Consider the following 17,894-nt stretch of genomic DNA (forward strand, 5'->3'; position numbering starts at 1 on the left):
ACGGCGTGCGTAAGTTCTACAGACTTCGTGGGACTGTGGACGTTCAGGGTGAATGAGTGATGTCAGCCATCTCTTCGACCTCCAGCGCGCCGGTGTCCGAGGTTTCCAGAACCACGTAGGCACTGCTGCAGAACAGGGAGTTGAGGCGCTTCATATCGGCGATCAGCTCCAGGTGCAGGGAACTGGTCTCGATGCTCTGGACGATCTTGCGTTGCAGGCGGCTGACGTGGGCGTGGGCCAGGCGCCGCTCCTGAGCGCGGAAACGGCGTTTTTCCCGCAGCAGCTGGCGCGCGCTTTCGGGGTCGGCGCTCAGGAACACCGAGAGCCCCAGGCGCAGGTTGGCGATCAGTTGCGCGTGCAGCCCGGTCAACTCTTCCAGGCCAACCTCGGAGAAGGAGCGGCGCTGGGAGGTCTTCTGCTGCTGGACCTTGCGCAGCATGCGCTCGATCAGATCGCTGGCCAGCTTGAGGTTGAACGCCAGTTCGATGATTTCGGCCCAGCGCCGGCTGTCCTGGTCGCTGAGGTCTTCCCGGGGCATCTGCGCCAGGTACAGCTTGATGGCGCTGTACAGCGCTTCGACGTCGTCGCTGAGGGCGCGCAGCTCCTGGGTGATGGCGGTCTGCTTGCCCTGCAGCGCGTCGCGCATCGCCTCCAGCATGCTGTCGATCAGGTCACCGATGCGCAGGGTTTCGCGGGCGGCGTTGGCCAGGGCCAGGCTCGGCGTGGCCAGGGCGGTAGGGTCCAGGTGCCGCGGGCGAGCGCGGCCGTTTTCCTGGGGGCGCTCCGGCAGCAGCCAGGCGCAGAGCCGGGCCATGGGGCCGACAGTGGGCAGCAGCAACAGGCAGCGGGCGGTGTTGTACAGCAGGTGGAAGCCGATCACCACTTCCTGGGGGCTGAAGTCCAGGCTGTCCATCCAGTGGGCCAGTGGGTCGAGCACCGGGATGATCAGCAGCAGGCCGATGAGCTTGTACAGCAGGCTGCCCAGCGCGACCTGGCGCCCGGCGGCGTTCTGCATGCTGGTGCTGAGGAAGGCCAGTACCCCGCTGCCGATGTTGGCGCCGATCACCAAGCCGATGGCCACCGGCAGGCTGATGACCCCGGCGCCGGCCAGGGTCGCGGTGAGCAGCACCGCCGCCAGGCTGGAATAGGACACCATGGCGAACACCGCTCCCATCAGTGCATCCAGGAGAATATCGCCGGTCAGCGAGGCGAACAGGACCTTCACGCCCTGGGCATGGGTGATGGGGGCCGCGGCTTCGACGATCAGTTGCAGGGCCAGGATGATCAGCCCCAGGCCGATGCCGACCCGGCCCAGCTGGCCGGCGCGGGTCTGCTTGCGCGAGAGAAAGAAGATCACCCCGAGGAAGATCAGCAGCGGCGACAGCCAGGACAGGTCGAAGGTCAGTACCCGGGCCATCAGCGCGGTACCGACGTCGGCGCCGAGCATGGTGGCCAGCGCCGGGGTCAGCGCCATCAGGCCCTGGCCGACAAAGGACGTCACCAGCATCGCCGTGGCGTTGCTGCTCTGGACCATGGCCGTGACCAGGATCCCGGCAATGAACGCCAGTGGCCGCCTGGCCATGTTCTGGCCGATCACGTGGCGCAGGTTGGAGCCGTAGACCCGCAGGATGCCGGTACGGACGATATGCGTACCCCAGATCAGCAGGGCCACGGCGGAAAGCAGATTGAGCAGGGTCAGCATAGAGGCCCCCCCTGGGGTGAAGTGCCCCAAGCGGGGCGAGTGGACGTTGTTGCGCGACGTTCTACGTTATGTACTTAAGCTGTAGTTGGCTAACGCACGAGGCGCCAGCATCGCATAGCCAAACCGGCGATTGAAACAAAACTGTCATGAAAACAGCTTCCTGCAGACGCAGAAAAGGGGCCCGAGAGCCCCTTTTCCATTCAGCGCATTCCCGGATTATTGACCAGGAACGTCCTTGCGCAGTTTCACCGGGTCCTGCTGTTTTTTCTTTTTCGCGATGGCGGTGCGCATCTTGATGTTGATGGCTTCCACCGCCAGGGAGAAGGCCATGGCGAAGTAGACGTAGCCTTTTGGCACGTGCACTTCGAAGGCTTCGGCGATCAGGACCGTACCCACCACCAGCAGGAAGGACAGCGCGAGCATTTTCAGCGACGGGTGCTTGTCGATGAATTCGCTGATGGTCCCGGCCGCCAGCATCATCACCAGCACCGCGACGATGATGGCCGCCACCATGACCGGCACATGGGAAACCATGCCCACGGCGGTGATTACCGAATCCAGGGAGAAGACGATGTCGATAATGGCGATCTGGATGATGGTGTAGAGGAAGTTGCCGCCCTTGCCCTTGGGCTCATCAATGGTTTCGTCCTCGCCTTCCAGGGCGTGGTACATCTCCTGGGAGCTTTTCCACAGCAGGAACAGGCCACCGAAGAACAGGATCAGGTCACGCCCGGAAATGCCCTGGCCGAAGACCACGAACAGGTCGGCCGTGAGGCGCATGACCCAGGTGATCGACAGCAGCAACAGAATGCGCGTGACCATCGCCAGCGCCAGACCGAAGATCCGCGTGCGCGCCTGCATGTGCTTGGGCATGCGGCTGACCAGGATCGAGATCATGATGATGTTGTCGATGCCCAGGACGATCTCCAGGGCAGTCAGGGTAAAGAAGGCAACCCAGATTTCCGGGTTGGTCAGCCATTCCATGTGTATTCCTTTGAGCGAGTGTTATAGCCCGGGCCGTGAGGCCGGCCCGGGCGCAGAAGCATTGCTTTTATAGAGTGCTGAACAGCGGAAAAATCCCCATCAGCAAAGCGGCGAACATTATGCACAGGCAGACCAGCACTGCCCACTTGAGGGTGAAGCGCTGGTGATCGCCGAACTCGATACCGGCCAGGGCCACCAACAGGTAGGTCGAGGGTACCAGCGGGCTGAGCAAGTGCACGGGTTGGCCGACGATCGACGCACGGGCCATTTCCACCGCGGTGATGCCGTAGTGGCTGGCGGCTTCGGCCAGTACCGGCAGCACGCCGTAGTAGAAGGCATCGTTGGACATGAAGAAGGTGAACGGCATGCTCACCAGCGCGGTAATCACCGCCAGGTACGGCCCCAGGGCTTCCGGGATCACCGCCAGCAGGCTCTTGGACATGGCATCCACCATGCCGGTGCCGGACAGGATGCCGGTGAAGATGCCCGCCGCGAAGATCAGCCCGACCACCGCCAGCACGCTGCCGGCGTGGGCCGCGACCCTATCCTTCTGCTGCTGCAGGCAGGGATAGTTGACGATCATGGCGATACTGAAGGCCACCATGAACAGCACTGGCAGCGGCAACAGGCCGGCGATCAGGGTGCACATCAGGGCGAAGGTCAGGGCGCCGTTGAACCAGATCAGCTTGGGACGACGAGCGTCGGGGTACTGCGACACGCTGATCTCGCTGTGGTCGATCTCGTCGCCCGCCAGGTGCAGTTCACCCAGGCGCGCCCTTTCCCGCTTGCCGTACATGTAGGCGATCGCCAGGATCGCCACCACGCCGGCCAGCATGGCCGGGATCATGGGCACGAAGATGTCCGACGGGTCCACGTGCAGGGCGCTGGCCGCGCGGGCGGTCGGGCCGCCCCAGGGGGTCATGTTCATCACCCCGCCGGCGAGGATGATCAGGCCGGCCATGATTCGCGGGCTCATGCCGATGCGGCTGTACAGCGGCAGCATGGCGGCCACGCAGATCATGTAGGTGGTGGCGCCGTCACCGTCCAGGGACACCACCAGGGCCAGTACCGCAGTGCCCACCGAGACCTTCAGCGGGTCGCCCTTGACCAGCTTGAGGATCTTGCGCACGGCCGGGTCGAACAGGCCGGAGTCGATCATCAAGGCAAAGTAGAGGATGGCAAACATCAGCATCACGCCGGTGGGCGCGAGCTTGGTGATGCCTTCGAGCATCATCGGGCCGATCTTCGGCGCAAAGCCACCGAACAGCGCGAACAGGATGGGCACGATGATCAGGGCGATCAGCGCCGACAGGCGCTTGGTCATGATCAGGAACATGAAGGTGATGACCATGGCAAAGCCAAGGAAAGTCAGCATGGGATTACTCCAGGCGTAGCGCGGCTAGGGAATGGCGAACCGGGTGGGATCAGCGCAGAACGGCAAGCACGAGGCGTACGGGAGGAGTTGCAGCAAACAGGCGGGTAGGAGCGGACATCAGAATCACCATTGTTGTTGTTAATAGGGCCGGGAGCGCGAGAAACGCCCGCTGTGGCCAACCGGTCTGTTGCCGGTAGTGGAGGCGATCCTAATGGGGGAAGCTTTCAGCCAGCTTTCGTCGCTGAAAGGAACGAACGGATGTTGCAGCAGGCGACCAGCGGCATAAAGTGATGGCTATCGGCGCCAGGGAGACATGCACATGAGAGAGTTGCACACCGGAGGCTGCCACTGCGGGCGGCTGCGTTACCAGTTCAGCGGCCCGTTGCGGGACATCGCCCACTGCCATTGCTCGATCTGCCGCCGGGTCAGTGGCGGTCTGGTGACCACCTGGATCACCCTGCCCGCCTCGGCTTTCGAATGGCTGGAAGGCGTTCCCGCCCGGTACGACTCATCTGGAAGTTGTGCGCGCTATTTCTGCGGCAACTGTGGTGCTCATTTGGCGCTGATCACCCACCTGAGCCCAGACAGCATCGATGTCACCATCGCCACCCTGGATCACCCGGAACGGGCGCCTGCAGACCGGCATATCTGGACCGACAGCCGCCTGCCCTGGTTGCATCTGGACGAGCACCTGCCGCAAGAACCGCAGGAAACCCTGTAGCCGCTGCCGCAGGCTGCGCACGAGCGCGCAGCGGTCGCGAGGCTCTCAAGGCCGCCCAGCAAGGCCCTTCGGTTCTTTTCGCAGCCTCGCAGCCTCGCGGGCTCGGCAGCGCTACGGCAGCTCCAGGCCGCCTGCCGCCTTGTGCAGCGTCCGCAGATGCTCGCCCACCAGCTTCAGGTTGGCCTCGTTGGCGGCGATTTCCGCCGCTCGGGCCGGTTCCAGCAGGGCTCGCACTTCCTTGTCCAGGTCACCGGTCAAGGATTGCAGTTGCTTCTGCCGCTGGCTGCTCTCGGACTCCAGGCGTTGCCATTCAGCGGGCTGAGGCAGGCCGTAGCCGCCGCTGCCCAGCAATTCTGCCGGGCGGCTGAGGAAGCCGCTGTTGGCGAGGATCTGCTGCAGGGTCTTGTTGGCCTGCTCCATACCACCATTTTTCAGCTCGCGAGCCCCCAGGTAGCGCTGCTTGACCTCGTCCTGAGCCAGCAGCAGTTGCCGGCGATAACTGGCCTGCTCCAGCAGCAGCAAGGCGGCGCTGGTGCGCAGGTCGGCCTGGTCGAACCAGTGCCGGCGTTCCTCTGCACTCAGCGACAGCCAGTCTTCGACGCTGGCCTGCTTGATCGGCAGGCGCTTCTTGATCACCTCGAACATCGCCTGGTAGCGGTCGCGGAAGGAGTCGAAGCGATACCCCAGGCGCAGCGCCTCGCGCGGGTCGTCGAGCACGCTGGTGTCCGCCAGCCCCCTGCCCTTGAGCACCTCCAGCAAGCCGTTGGGCATGATGCTGTCGAGGCCGATCAGTTGCTTGTTGTTGCTGCCGCTGCGCAGCAGCTTGAGGCTTTCCACTGCGCAGTTGTTGGACAGGAAGTAGTAGTTGCCGTCGTAGCTCCAATGCATCTCGGCGGCGTGCTCCACCACTTCCTCGATCTCGCTGCGTGACAGCTTCAACGGTACCGAGGCCAGGCTGCGCAGCTCGGTCTTGGTGTACTCGTCGATCACCTGGGACAGCGGCAGGACAAACAGCCGCGAAGGGTACTTGCCCACCAGGCCGTCCCAGCTGGAGAGCTGCACGTCACCGACAAAGGCGCGGTAGGACAGCACCAGGTGCTGGTCCAGGTCCAGCCGGCAATCCGGCCCGCGGGGGCGGCCCGGGGCGCAGATCACCAGGCGCAGCATGCTGTGGCCCCAGCGGCTGACCCAGTTCTGGTTGGCTTCGGCCAGCAGGTAGTCCACCGCGTAGACCCGCTCCGGGTCCACCTGCCCCAGGGGCGTCTTGGCGAAGTCGTTGCCGGCGTTGAGGAAGGCGAAGGACTTGGCGCAGCTGTCCTTGGCGGCCGGCGCCCAGCCGAAATGTTCCTGGTAATAGCGGTACAGCGCCGGGCGGCGGCAGGCGTAGCTCGGATCGAGAAGGAAGTACTCCATGTTCACCGCGACGAATTCCTTCGGGTTGGTGATCTCGTAGATGTCCGGGCTGCGGGCGACCTGACGGTTGTGCTGTTCGCGTTCGCCACGGCGGCCGACGTATTGCGGCCAACCGGCCAGATCCAGCAGCCGTGGATCATCGCTCAGGGTGAAGCGCCGGTCATTCTGGCCGCGACACTCATCCGGCAGGCCGATCAGTCCGGAGGTGCTGTTCTTGCGGGTGCAGCGCTGGATCAGGCTACGCTCGGCACCGGGCCACAAACGCGCGCGATCATAAATGTGGGTCAGTTCATGGAGTACCGTGGCGAGCATTTCCCGGCGCACGGTGCCATGGGGGCGGCTGGTCTTCTGGGTGGCGGCGGAGCCGTCGGTCAGGCTGGGCAGCAAGGCGCGGTTGAGGTCCAGTTCCGACACCAGGGATGCCTCGCCATAGGCGTTGTCGGGCATTCGGTCGGTCCAGCCGACATCAATGGTGCGATCCAGTTGCTGGATGAAACGCGGCGGCAACGCCTGCATCGCTTCATCCAGCAGTGCCTGGCTGGCGTGTTGCTGCGCCGGGCTCAAGCCATCGGTCTTGAGGCGCAGTTGCAGGTCGGCCTGGGCGGTGCTGCAGAGCAGCCCCAGGGTCCCGGCCAGCAGCCAGGCTAGGAGTGGTTTCACAGGGCCAGGATGGCTTCGGCAAGCACCTGGTCGCTGGCGTCGCGGGCTTCTGGCAGCTGCGTGCGCAGGGCATTGAACGCCGCTTCAAGTTGCGCGCCGCGGATATCACCGTTGCTGGCGACGAAGCTGGCGGCATCGTCGTGGGCTTCGCGCACGACTTTGGAGTCACGGATCGAAGTGGTGGTGTCCGAGGTGAAATCGATCGTGCGGCCAGAGGCGCGGACGATGATGTTACTGGTGGCCACCAGGGTGTGTGCCTGGGCCACGTCGGCCAACAACAGCAGGCCAAGGGTGGCGGCAATCAGCGGGCTACGCATGGAACGACTCCGGAAGAACAGGGATGGTTATTGGACGAGAATTGCCTGCGCCAGTTCAAGGTCGCTGGCATGAAGTTTTGCCGGGTCCTGGCGCAGGTATTCCAGCGCAGACTCCAGGCGGGCGCCGCGCAGTTGGCCGTCGGTTGCCACGAAGGCAGCGGCGTCATCCTGGGCAGCAAGCAGCAGTTTATGGTCGAAGGGCGCCGAGGTCACCTGGCCTGTCGCATAGACGGTGACAACCAGGCTTTGGGTGGTGAGGTCGAATGCCTGCACCGAACCGGCCCAACAGGCGGCGATCAATACGGGAGCGGAAAGCGAAATACGGAACAAACCCAAGAGTCTCGACAGCTGAAAACCAGCGCCAAGGCTAGCGCAATGCCCCTTGGAGGACCAGCGCAGAGGGTTTCAGGTGCGCCGGGGCACCTGAAACCGAGACGCTTCAGATTGCCAGGATGGCCTGGGCCAGCTGTGCATCAGAGGCCTGCAACTGAGGCGCTTGCTGGCGAATGTGGGCAAATGCGCTTTCCAGTTTTACCCCGCGAATGGCGCCGTCGGTGGCGACGAAACTGGCGGCATCATCCCGGGCGGCACGGACAATCTTGTTGTCACGCAGGGAAGAAGTGGCATCGGAGGTGGCGTCGGTGGTGGCCTTGAGCGCGCCGACAATGGCGTCGGTGGTCACGATCAGGCTGGTGGCGTGGGCATTGGCAGCCAGGGCCAGCAGGGCGGCGGCGCTGAGCAGGCGGAGACGGGACATGGGTAACTCCTGTGAATGAACAGACAATTTAAGGGCGCTGAGTGAGACGCCGGGCAGCCACTGCGAGGTGCTGTGTCTGATTGCTCTGACGCAGTTCGAATGAAAATCGCCACGTCGCCTCAGATATTAGGCTCAGCGGCCCCATTCGCACAGCGTTGCGGCAGGCCTCAGCGCCAAAAGGGTTTGTGCAGTTCCGCTGCCCGATCGCTGTGGCTGATGCCGCTGTCCGAGAGTTGTCGTTCATCCATTTGTGCCAGCAAGTGACGGGTGCGGTCCCGCTCCCGTGTGTTGGCGAGCGCCGTGAGCCAGCGCTTGAAGGGCGTGCAGTGAAGGTTGGAGCCAGGGGACGAGTGCATGATGCTTGCCTCCATGAGCAGCCGAGCGATGAGCTGGCTGCAACCTCATGGTGCGGCGGTTCGATGCGGTGATACAGATACACTCGAACTAAATTGTACTGGTTAATTGTTATGTTTTATAAAACTGTACCTGTCACGATGAAGCGGGCTGTATTTCAGCTGTGTAGCGCGTTTTCCGCGGCCAGAACGACAAGACCCGTCGCGGTTTCCCGCGACGGGTCTTGTTGTGTGCAATTCGGGGTGCTGGCGGTGGACCCGGTGGGTCAGGGCCAGCGACGCTGAGTTAGCGCCAGAACGGCTTGCTCAGCTCTTCGTAGCGTTGTGCTTCGCTGATCCCGGCATCGGCCAGCAGACGCGAATCCAGGCGAGCCAGTTGATGGCGGCTGGAGATGCGGCGCTGCCACAGCATCAGGTTGGCGATAACGCGCAGAGGCAGGGAAGCCTGGGTTTTTTCAGCTTTGTCTTCGAAGAACAGTTCGGAACTGAGTGTACGTTCCATGGTTGACATCCTTCCGCTTGTGGCGGGATCAGGTAGTGGTTTAACTGGTGCCCATGATCCTCTTCCCGCGCAAGACTCTGTAGATACAGTTCACCTGTATTGTGAAGGACCAGTTAACTGTTTATAGGGGCTGTACTGTTCGGAAAAGGCGCAACTGTACCTGTCAGCACCTTTATGGTGCATTTTGGTGCTTTTTGATGGGAGGCAAGTGGTTTTAGGCGGGGAAAATACCGGTACAGCAGTACAGTTTTTGGCGGACATTGGCGAGCGGCCGGCGAGCTGACGAAACTGTGTTTGCGTCAGCTGCCAACTGTATCAATTACTCGACGAGCATTTTCCCGGTTTCTTCCAGGTTGATGTGCCAGCTCAGGGCATCACGCAGGATATGCGGCGTGTGACCACCCAAGGCGCAGGCCTTGGTGAAGTAGTCATTCAGTGCGTCGCGGTAGGAAGGATGCACACAGTTGTCGATGATCACCCGGGCCCGCTCCCGCGGCGCCAGGCCGCGCAGGTCCGCCAGGCCGATCTCGGTCACCAGGATGTCGACGTCATGCTCGGTGTGGTCCACGTGGCTGACCATCGGCACCACGCTGGAAATCGCTCCGCCCTTGGCAATCGACTTGGTGACGAAGATCGCCAGGTGTGCGTTGCGGGCGAAGTCGCCGGAGCCGCCGATGCCGTTCATCATCCGCGTGCCGCAGACGTGGGTGGAGTTGACGTTGCCGTAGATATCGAACTCCAGCGCGGTGTTGATGCCGATGATACCCAGGCGGCGCACCACTTCCGGGTGGTTGGAGATCTCCTGCGGACGCAGCACCAGCTTGTCCTTGTAGCGTTCCAGGTTGCCGAACACGTCGGCGTTGCGCCGGCTCGACAGGGTGATGGAGCTGCCCGAGGCGAAGCTGAGCTTACCGGCGTCGATCAGGTCGAAGGTCGAGTCCTGCAGTACTTCGGAGTACATGGTCAGGTTCTCGAATGGCGACTCGATCAGGCCGCACATCACCGCGTTGGCGATGTTGCCGATACCGGCCTGCAGCGGGCCGAGCTTGTTGCTCATGCGCCCGGCATCCACTTCCTGCTTGAGAAAGTCGATCAGGTGGTTGGCGATGCCCTGGGTCTCGCTGTCCGGGGTGGAAACCGTGGACGGCGAATCCGACTGATTAGTGATGACGATGGCGACGATCTTGTCCGCAGGGATCGGAATCGCCGTGCTGCCGATGCGATCGTCGACCTTCACCAGGGGAATCGGTGTACGGGTCGGGCGATAGGTCGGGATATAGATGTCGTGCAGGCCTTCCAGGTTCGGGTTGTGCGCCAGGTTGATCTCGACGATCACCTGCTTGGCGAAGATCGCGAAGCTGGCGGAGTTGCCCACCGAGGTGGTCGGCACGATATGGCCCTGTTCAGTGATGGCGACAGCTTCGATCACTGCAATGTCCGGCAGCTTGAGCTGCTGGTTACGAAGTTGTTCGACGGTTTCCGACAGGTGCTGGTCGATGAACATCACTTCGCCGGCGTTGATCGCCTTGCGCAGGGTGCTGTCCACCTGGAACGGCATGCGCCGGGCCAGCACGCCAGCTTCGGTGAGCTGCTTGTCCAGGTCGTTGCCCAGGCTGGCGCCGGTCATCAGGCTGATTTTCAGTGGCGTTACCTTGGCCCGTTCGGCCAGGGCATGGGGCACGGCCTTGGCTTCACCGGCGCGGGTGAAGCCGCTCATGCCGACGGTCATGCCGTCCTCAATCAGAGCGGCAGCGTCAGCGGCGCTCATCACCTTATCCAACAACGAAGGCAAGCGGATACGATCACGGTACATGGATTGTTATCTCGGGCAACGGAAGCAAGAAGCGCAGTCTAGTGATTTCAAAAAAAAACACCGCGCGACAAAGGTCGAATGAAAGGCCCTGATCTAGAGCCTTCTGTCGGCTTTATGGTGTAAATAAAAAACCCCAGCCTACTAAAGGCTGAGGTTTTGGGTATTGCGCTACAGCAGCTTTATTCGACGGCTTTGACCATGTCTTCGATGACCTTCTTGGCGTCGCCGAAGACCATCATGGTCTTGTCCAGGTAGAACAGTTCGTTGTCCAGGCCGGCATAGCCGCTGGCCATGGAACGCTTGTTGACGATGATGGTCTTGGCCTTGAAAGCCTCGAGGATCGGCATGCCGGCAATCGGCGACTTAGGATCGTTCTTCGCCGCCGGGTTGACCACGTCGTTGGCGCCCAGCACCAGCACCACGTCGGCCTGGCCGAACTCGGAGTTGATGTCTTCCATCTCGAACACCTGGTCGTAAGGCACTTCGGCTTCGGCCAGCAAGACGTTCATGTGGCCGGGCATGCGCCCCGCTACCGGGTGGATCGCGTATTTCACGGTCACGCCGCGGTGGGTCAGCTTCTCGGTCAGCTCTTTCAGCGCGTGCTGGGCGCGTGCCACCGCCAGGCCGTAGCCGGGAACAATGATCACGGTATCGGCGTTGGTCAGCAGGAAGGTCGCATCGTCGGCTGAACCGGATTTCACTGGGCGTGCTTCCTTCGAACCTACCGGGCCGCCGGCATCGGCTGCGTTGCCGAAACCGCCGAGCAGGACGTTGAAGAACGAACGGTTCATCGCCTTGCACATGATGTAGGAGAGGATTGCGCCGCTGGAGCCCACCAGGGAGCCGGCGATGATCAGCATCGAGTTGTTCAGGGAGAAGCCGATCCCCGCTGCCGCCCAGCCCGAGTAGCTGTTGAGCATCGACACCACTACCGGCATGTCGGCGCCGCCGATCGGGATGATGATCAGCACGCCCATGACGAAGGCCAGGGCCAGCATCAGGGCAAAAGCACCGAGGTTGCCGCTGACCATGAAGGTCACGCCCAGGCCGAGGGTGGCCAGGCCCAGTACCAGGTTGAGCTTGTGCTGCCCGGCGAACTGTACCGGTGCGCCTTGGAACAGGCGGAACTTGTACTTGCCCGACAGCTTGCCGAAGGCGATCACCGAACCGGAGAAGGTGATGGCACCGATGGCTGCGCCAAGGAACAGCTCAAGGCGGTTACCGGCGGGGATCGCGTCGCCCAGGTGCTTGACGATGCCCAGGGACTGCGGCTCAACCACGGCGGCAATGGCGATGAACACCGCGGCCAGGCCGATCATGCTGTGCATGAAGGCCACCAGCTCCGGCATCTTGGTCATCTCGACGCGCTTGGCCATGATCGAGCCGGCGGTGCCGCCGATCAGCAGGCCAACGATGACGTAGCCGATGCCAGCGGTGGCCAGTTCTGCGCCGAGCTTATAAATGAGGCCAACGGTGGTCAGTACTGCCAGGGCCATGCCCAGCATGCCGAACAGGTTGCCGCGTCGGGACGTGGTCGGATGCGAAAGACCCTTGAGCGCCTGGATAAAGCACACCGAGGCGATCAGATAGAGGGTTGTTACCAGGTTCATGCTCATTACTTCTGCACCTCTTCTTTCACGGCTTTGGGCGCTTTCTTCTTAAACATTTCCAGCATGCGGCGGGTCACCAGGAAGCCACCGAACACGTTGACCGCGGCCAGGGCCACGGCCAGGGTGCCCATGGTCTTGCCCAGCGGGGTCACGGTCAGGGCGGCTGCCAGCATGGCGCCGACGATGACGATGGCGGAAATGGCGTTGGTCACTGCCATCAGGGGGGTGTGCAGTGCGGGTGTAACGTTCCAGACCACGTGGTAACCGACATAGATCGCCAGCACGAAGATGATCAGGTTGTAGATACCGGGGGAGATAAGCTCTTCCATCGTCTGAATCCCTGCTTATGCGTTTTTGCGGATGACTTGGCCGTCGCGGCACATCAGGCACGCGGCGACGATGTCGTCTTCGAGGTTGACTTCGAACTGCCCTTCTTTGGTGAAGACAAGCTTCAGGAAGTCCAGCAGGTTGCGCGCATACAGCGCCGAGGCGTCGGCAGCCACTGCCCCGGCCAGATTGGTCGGACCGACGATGGTCACGCCGTGCTCGACTACGACCTGGTCAGCCACAGTCAGTGGGCAGTTGCCACCCTGAGCGGCTGCCAGGTCGATGACCACCGAACCGGGCTTCATCTGGGCCACGGTGTCGGCGCTCAGCAGGGTCGGTGCCTTGCGGCCCGGAATCAGCGCGGTGGTGATGACGATATCGGCCTGTTTGGCGCGTTCGTGCACGGCCTGAGCCTGGCGCTGCATCCAGCTGGCCGGCATGGGGCGCGCGTAACCGCCGACACCGACGGCGCACTCGCGCTCTTCGTCAGTCTCGTAAGGCACGTCGACGAATTTGGCGCCCAGGGATTCGATCTGCTCCTTCACTGCCGGACGCACGTCCGAGGCCTCAATCACCGCACCCAGGCGCTTGGCCGTGGCGATGGCCTGCAGCCCTGCCACACCGGCGCCGAGGATCAGCACGCGGGCTGCTTTGACGGTGCCGGCGGCGGTCATCAGCATTGGCATGAAGCGCGGATAGTAGTGGGCGGCCAGCAGCACAGCCTTGTAGCCGGCGATGTTGGCCTGGGACGACAGCACGTCCAGGCTCTGGGCCCGGGAGGTGCGGGGTGCGGCCTCCAGGGCGAAGGCGGTGATCCCGCGCTCGGCCAGCTTGGCGATGGTTTCATTGCTGAACGGATTGAGCATGCCCACCAGCACGGTGCCGCTCTTGATCAGCGCCAGTTCGCTGTCGCTGGGCGCCACGACCTTGAGAATCAGCTCGGCGCCAAAGGCCTCGTTGGCGCTGCCAATGGTGGCTCCTGCCGCTTCATAGGCACTGTCGACCACGCTGGCGTTAATGCCGGCGCCGCTTTGCACAGTGACTTTATGACCCTGGCCGATCAGCTTCTTGATGGTTTCCGGGGTTGCAGCAACCCGTGTTTCACCCGTCTGGGTTTCGAGAGGAACACCAATGTGCACGTCAAATCTCCTGCTTGATCTTATTGCTTTCGATCTTTCTTAGAAGGCCAGCGCACTTCGGAGGGTGCGGCTGGGGCGGCCGATCAGCACGATCCCGCTGAAATCACAGCGGGGCGCGGCATTTTGCAGGCGAACTTTGAGGCCTTCAAGGGATTCTGACTAGTGACGGAAAATTAACTACAAGTCACCCCGTGACCGAATGTCGCAACGTACCAGGTTAAAGCCTTGTAAGCCGTGCCTTTCAAGGCTTTGCTATGGAAAATAAGATTTTTCTCATCCGTGACATGAATAGTCTTACATTGCCCTTGAATAAACCCTACAAGCCGCGTGGTTAGGCGCTTGTAGAACGATTGTTCAAGGTGTCGGTACAGTCTGTGAAAATGCGACAAATAGTTATATCTGTAGTGTTCTGATTTATTTGACTACGGGGTCAGCTATTGGTTGTGAGCCTTTATTTTTCAAGGTTGTAGCTGTTTGCCTGGTTCACCAGCCAGTCGCGAAAAGCCCGTAAAGAGGCCGATTCCACTTTGCGTTCGGGAATCATCAGGTAATACGCCTTGATGCTCGAGAGTGCCTGGGGGTTGGCAATGACCAAGCGTTTTTCGGCCAGCTCGCGCTGGATAAGGAAGGGCGGAATCAAGGCGATACCCATGTCGTGCATGGCGGCCTGGGCGAGCATGGAGAATAGCTCGTAGCGCGGGCCTGTCATGTCGCGGGGGATATTCAGCTGCTGTGAGTTGAACCATTGCCGCCAGGCATAAGGCCGCGTGGTCTGCTGCAGCAGGGGCAGTTCGGCTATGGCCTCGGCGCTCAACTCTTGCTGCTTGCCGAGCATTGCCGGGCTGCACACCGGCATCGGGTTTTCGCCCATCAGCCAGTGAGACTGGGTACCCGACCAATCGGCGTCGCCAAAGTAGATGGCGGCGTCGAAGGGGGTGTCGGCAAAGAGGAAGGGGCGCGTGCGGTTGGTCAGGTTGACCGTGACTTCGGGGTGCTGCTGCTGGAAGTCCTTCAGGCGTGGCAATAACCACTGCGTCCCGAAGGTCGGAACCACCGCCAGTTCGATGACGTTGGCCCCCTGCTGACCCATCACTGAAAGTGTGTCGCGCTCCACTGCGTCCAGTTGTGTGGCGACCCGGCGGCTGTAGGACAGCCCGGCCTCAGTGAGCTTGACTCCCCGTCGTGAACGCCGGAAAAGTTCCAGCCCGAGGAACTCTTCAAGGCTGGCGATCTGTCGGCAGACCGCACCCTGGGTCAGGGAAAGCTCTTGGGCTGCCTTGGTAAAGCTCTCATGACGTGCCGCGGCTTCGAAGCTGATTAAGGCGGTGGTACTGGGGATCTTTCTGCGCATGTACGGCAATCTCACTAATAGATGCTGTAAAAGGCGGTTTAGGCCATTACGAAGTGAGAAATTAGCACAACACTATGCGAAATCCTCGTTTGCCTGGGGGCGCACCGTAGGCCTAGGATCTGTTCCACGATAGTTGACCTACTTCACGAGGATTCACTCATGGGCGGTAAAGCAAGCTTCAACTGGATCGATCCCCTTCTGCTGGACCAGCAACTCACCGAAGAAGAACGCATGGTCCGCGACAGTGCCGAGCAGTTCGCTCAAGACAAGCTGGCACCACGGGTTCTGGAAGCTTTCCGCCATGAGAAGACCGACCCGGCCATCTTCCGGGAAATGGGTGAAGTCGGCCTGTTGGGCGCTACCATTCCTGAGCAGTACGGCGGCAGCGGCCTTAACTATGTGTGCTATGGCCTGATCGCTCGTGAAGTGGAGCGAGTGGACTCCGGCTACCGCTCGATGATGAGTGTGCAGTCGTCCTTGGTGATGGTGCCGATCAACGAGTTTGGTACCGAGGCGCAAAAGCAGAAGTACCTGCCGAAACTGGCGTCCGGCGAATGGATTGGCTGCTTTGGTCTGACCGAGCCAAACCATGGATCTGACCCGGGTGCGATGATTACTCGTGCACGCAAAGTGGACGGTGGCTACAGCCTGACTGGTAGCAAGATGTGGATCACCAACAGCCCGATTGCTGATGTATTCGTGGTTTGGGCCAAGGATGATGCCGGCGACATTCGTGGTTTTGTCCTGGAGAAAGGCTGGAAGGGCCTGAGTGCACCAGCGATTCACGGCAAGGTCGGCCTGCGGGCCTCGATCACCGGCGAAATCGTCATGGACAACGTGTTCGTGCCGGAAGAGAACATCTTCCCGGATGTGCGTGGGCTCAAAGGACCTTTTACCTGCTTGAACTCGGCGCGTTACGGCATCTCCTGGGGCGCCTTGGGGGCTGCGGAGTTCTGCTGGCACACCGCACGTCAATACACCCTTGATCGCCAGCAGTTCGGTCGTCCTCTGGCGGCAACCCAACTGATCCAGAAGAAGCTGGCGGATATGCAGACCGAAATCACCCTCGCCCTCCAGGGCTGCCTGCGCCTGGGGCGGATGAAGGATGAAGGGACTGCGGCGGTGGAAATCACCTCGATCATGAAGCGCAACTCCTGCGGCAAGTCCCTGGATATCGCGCGCATGGCCCGTGACATGCTGGGCGGCAACGGGATCTCCGATGAGTTCGGTATTGCTCGTCACCTGGTGAACCTGGAAGTGGTCAACACCTACGAAGGTACTCACGACGTGCATGCGCTGATTCTCGGGCGTGCACAAACCGGTATCCAGGCGTTCTATTAATAGGAGAGCGACCATGGGCGCGTTATCGCATCTGCGGGTACTGGATTTATCGCGGGTACTGGCCGGGCCTTGGTCCGGGCAGATCCTTGCGGACCTGGGGGCCGAGGTCATCAAGGTCGAGCGTCCGGGTAATGGTGACGATACACGTGCCTGGGGGCCGCCCTTCCTTAAAGATGCCTATGGCGAGAACACCACGGAGGCTGCCTATTACCTGTCGGCCAACCGTAACAAGCAGTCGGTGACCATCGACTTCACGTGCCCTGAGGGGCAGCAGTTGGTGCGTGAGCTGGCTGCCAAGTCGGATATCGTCATCGAGAACTTCAAGGTGGGTGGGCTGGCGGCTTACGGTCTGGACTATGAGTCGCTCAAGGCCGTCAATCCGCGGCTGATCTATTGCTCTATCACCGGTTTTGGTCAGACCGGGCCCTATGCCAAGCGCGCGGGTTATGACTTCATGATCCAGGGCTTGGGTGGTCTGATGAGCCTGACTGGGCGACCTGAGGGTGATGAGGGGGCTGGGCCGGTAAAAGTGGGGGTGGCCTTGACCGACATCCTTACCGGGCTCTACTCCACTGTGGCGATTCTGGCGGCTTTGGCTCATCGAGATCAGGGTGGCGGTGGTCAGCACATCGATATGGCATTGCTAGATGTGCAGGTCGCTTGCCTGGCCAACCAGGCCATGAACTATCTGACCACGGGGGTCGCACCCAAGCGCTTGGGTAATGCGCACCCTAATATAGTGCCCTATCAGGATTTTCCGACGGCGGATGGCGACTTCATCCTCACCGTGGGTAATGACGGGCAGTTTCGCGAGTTTGCCGAGGTGGCAGGTCAGCCGCAGTGGGCGGACGATCCTCGGTTTGCCACTAACAAGCTGCGGGTAGCCAATCGGGCGGTGCTGATCCCGCTGATTCGCCAGGCCACGGTGTTCAAGACTACGGCGGAGTGGGTGAGTCAGCTGGAGCTGGCTGGGGTGCCTTGTGGGCCGATCAATGATCTGGCGCAGGTGTTTGCTGATCCTCAGGTCGTGGCTCGAGGCCTGGCTGTGGAGCTGCCACACGCGTTGGCTGGGATGGTGCCTCAGGTGGCTAGCCCGATTCGTCTTTCGCAAACCCCCGTTGAGTACCGTAACGCCCCTCCTCTATTGGGCGAACATACTGCAGAGGTTCTGCAACGTGTATTGGGGATGCGGGTCGAGGCTGTGGACGCCTTGAGGCATTCGCGAGTGGTGTAGCGCCGCCCTTCTATATGCCGCCCTTCTATATATAGAGGCGCACCCTGTGCCTCTATATAGTCTTGTAGAAGCACCCTTAGAGGGTTCTTTTGAGCTTATTCATAGAAAATGCAAATTAAGTCTTGACGGCAGATTCTACAGGTCTATAATTCGCCCCACTTCCGGCGCAGTCGAAACGGAAAACTCCTTGAGATTCAATGAGTTACGCAGTTTTCGACAGCGGTTACGCTTCAGTTCATCGAAGCCAGGAGTAGTTGGTAAGGCAGTCAGTTTTCGCCTTATTAACGATTCGATC

General features: G+C 61.4%; 17 protein-coding genes. 3 read left to right on the forward strand and 14 right to left on the reverse strand.

Going from position 1 to position 17,894, the window contains the following annotated elements:
* Positions 1-43: 43 nt before the first annotated feature.
* From AC1RGE_RS25120 to AC1RGE_RS25130, 3 genes are all read right to left on the reverse strand, one after another.
* Positions 44-1,702: a Na/Pi cotransporter family protein gene (locus AC1RGE_RS25120; protein ID WP_011058490.1), complete on the reverse strand. Its 1,659-nt coding sequence runs from the start codon at positions 1,700-1,702 to the stop codon at positions 44-46.
* 216 nt (positions 1,703-1,918) lie between these two features.
* Positions 1,919-2,686 carry a TerC family protein gene (locus AC1RGE_RS25125; RefSeq protein ID WP_011058491.1) on the reverse strand — a complete coding sequence of 256 codons (768 nt, stop codon included), beginning with the start codon at positions 2,684-2,686 and terminating at the stop codon, positions 1,919-1,921.
* A 67-nt stretch (positions 2,687-2,753) separates the two neighbouring features.
* Complete coding sequence (locus AC1RGE_RS25130; RefSeq protein WP_011058492.1) at positions 2,754-4,061, reverse strand: CitMHS family transporter; 1,308 nt, start codon at positions 4,059-4,061, stop codon at positions 2,754-2,756.
* A 319-nt stretch (positions 4,062-4,380) separates the two neighbouring features.
* Here AC1RGE_RS25130 and AC1RGE_RS25135 point away from each other — a divergent pair, with 319 nt between their 5' ends.
* Positions 4,381-4,782: a GFA family protein gene (locus AC1RGE_RS25135; RefSeq protein WP_011058493.1), complete on the forward strand. Its 402-nt coding sequence runs from the start codon at positions 4,381-4,383 to the stop codon at positions 4,780-4,782.
* 111 nt (positions 4,783-4,893) lie between these two features.
* Here AC1RGE_RS25135 and AC1RGE_RS25140 read toward each other — a convergent pair whose 3' ends face one another.
* From AC1RGE_RS25140 to AC1RGE_RS25190, 11 genes are all read right to left on the reverse strand, one after another.
* Positions 4,894-6,855 carry a DUF7844 domain-containing protein gene (locus AC1RGE_RS25140; RefSeq protein ID WP_258611342.1) on the reverse strand — a complete coding sequence of 654 codons (1,962 nt, stop codon included), beginning with the start codon at positions 6,853-6,855 and terminating at the stop codon, positions 4,894-4,896.
* Entirely contained in the window at positions 6,852-7,172 is a 321-nt protein-coding gene (locus AC1RGE_RS25145) for a DUF2388 domain-containing protein (RefSeq protein ID WP_011058495.1), read from the reverse strand. Before AC1RGE_RS25145 ends, AC1RGE_RS25140 begins: the two co-directional genes overlap by 4 nt.
* Before the next feature lie 27 nt (positions 7,173-7,199).
* Positions 7,200-7,508: a DUF2388 domain-containing protein gene (locus AC1RGE_RS25150; protein WP_011058496.1), complete on the reverse strand. Its 309-nt coding sequence runs from the start codon at positions 7,506-7,508 to the stop codon at positions 7,200-7,202.
* 103 nt (positions 7,509-7,611) lie between these two features.
* Positions 7,612-7,929 carry a DUF2388 domain-containing protein gene (locus AC1RGE_RS25155; protein WP_011058497.1) on the reverse strand — a complete coding sequence of 106 codons (318 nt, stop codon included), beginning with the start codon at positions 7,927-7,929 and terminating at the stop codon, positions 7,612-7,614.
* Between the two features lie 167 nt (positions 7,930-8,096).
* The gene (locus AC1RGE_RS25160) at positions 8,097-8,300 is read right to left on the reverse strand and encodes a DUF1127 domain-containing protein (RefSeq protein WP_072451960.1); all 204 of its coding nucleotides are present in this window, start codon (positions 8,298-8,300) and stop codon (positions 8,097-8,099) included.
* Between the two features lie 268 nt (positions 8,301-8,568).
* Positions 8,569-8,784: a DUF1127 domain-containing protein gene (locus AC1RGE_RS25165; protein ID WP_011058498.1), complete on the reverse strand. Its 216-nt coding sequence runs from the start codon at positions 8,782-8,784 to the stop codon at positions 8,569-8,571.
* 319 nt (positions 8,785-9,103) lie between these two features.
* Positions 9,104-10,597 carry a succinyl-CoA:acetate CoA-transferase ScpC gene (gene scpC / locus AC1RGE_RS25170; RefSeq protein WP_011058499.1) on the reverse strand — a complete coding sequence of 498 codons (1,494 nt, stop codon included), beginning with the start codon at positions 10,595-10,597 and terminating at the stop codon, positions 9,104-9,106.
* 179 nt (positions 10,598-10,776) lie between these two features.
* A complete protein-coding gene (locus tag AC1RGE_RS25175) occupies positions 10,777-12,213 on the reverse strand; it encodes an NAD(P)(+) transhydrogenase (Re/Si-specific) subunit beta (RefSeq protein ID WP_492585195.1) in 1,437 nt (478 codons plus the stop codon).
* The gene (locus AC1RGE_RS25180; RefSeq protein ID WP_005783507.1) at positions 12,213-12,536 is read right to left on the reverse strand and encodes an NAD(P) transhydrogenase subunit alpha part 2; all 324 of its coding nucleotides are present in this window, start codon (positions 12,534-12,536) and stop codon (positions 12,213-12,215) included. Before AC1RGE_RS25180 ends, AC1RGE_RS25175 begins: the two co-directional genes overlap by 1 nt.
* Positions 12,537-12,551: 15 nt before the next feature.
* Positions 12,552-13,673: a Re/Si-specific NAD(P)(+) transhydrogenase subunit alpha gene (locus AC1RGE_RS25185; RefSeq protein WP_492585197.1), complete on the reverse strand. Its 1,122-nt coding sequence runs from the start codon at positions 13,671-13,673 to the stop codon at positions 12,552-12,554.
* 451 nt (positions 13,674-14,124) lie between these two features.
* On the reverse strand, positions 14,125-15,024 hold the full coding sequence (locus AC1RGE_RS25190) for a LysR family transcriptional regulator (RefSeq protein ID WP_011058502.1): 900 nt from the start codon (positions 15,022-15,024) through the stop codon (positions 14,125-14,127).
* A gap of 159 nt (positions 15,025-15,183) precedes the next feature.
* Between AC1RGE_RS25190 and AC1RGE_RS25195 the strand changes: the two genes are divergently transcribed.
* Together AC1RGE_RS25195 and AC1RGE_RS25200 are read left to right on the forward strand one after the other, a co-directional pair.
* Positions 15,184-16,365 (forward strand): acyl-CoA dehydrogenase, encoded by a 1,182-nt coding sequence (locus tag AC1RGE_RS25195; protein WP_011058503.1) that lies wholly within the window; start codon positions 15,184-15,186, stop codon positions 16,363-16,365.
* A gap of 13 nt (positions 16,366-16,378) precedes the next feature.
* Positions 16,379-17,599, forward strand: a complete 1,221-nt coding sequence (locus AC1RGE_RS25200; protein ID WP_492585199.1) for a CaiB/BaiF CoA transferase family protein — start codon at positions 16,379-16,381, stop codon at positions 17,597-17,599.
* The last annotated feature ends 295 nt before the right edge of the window (positions 17,600-17,894 follow it).

The organism is Pseudomonas sp. GW823-FHT02C05, from assembly GCF_058797595.1.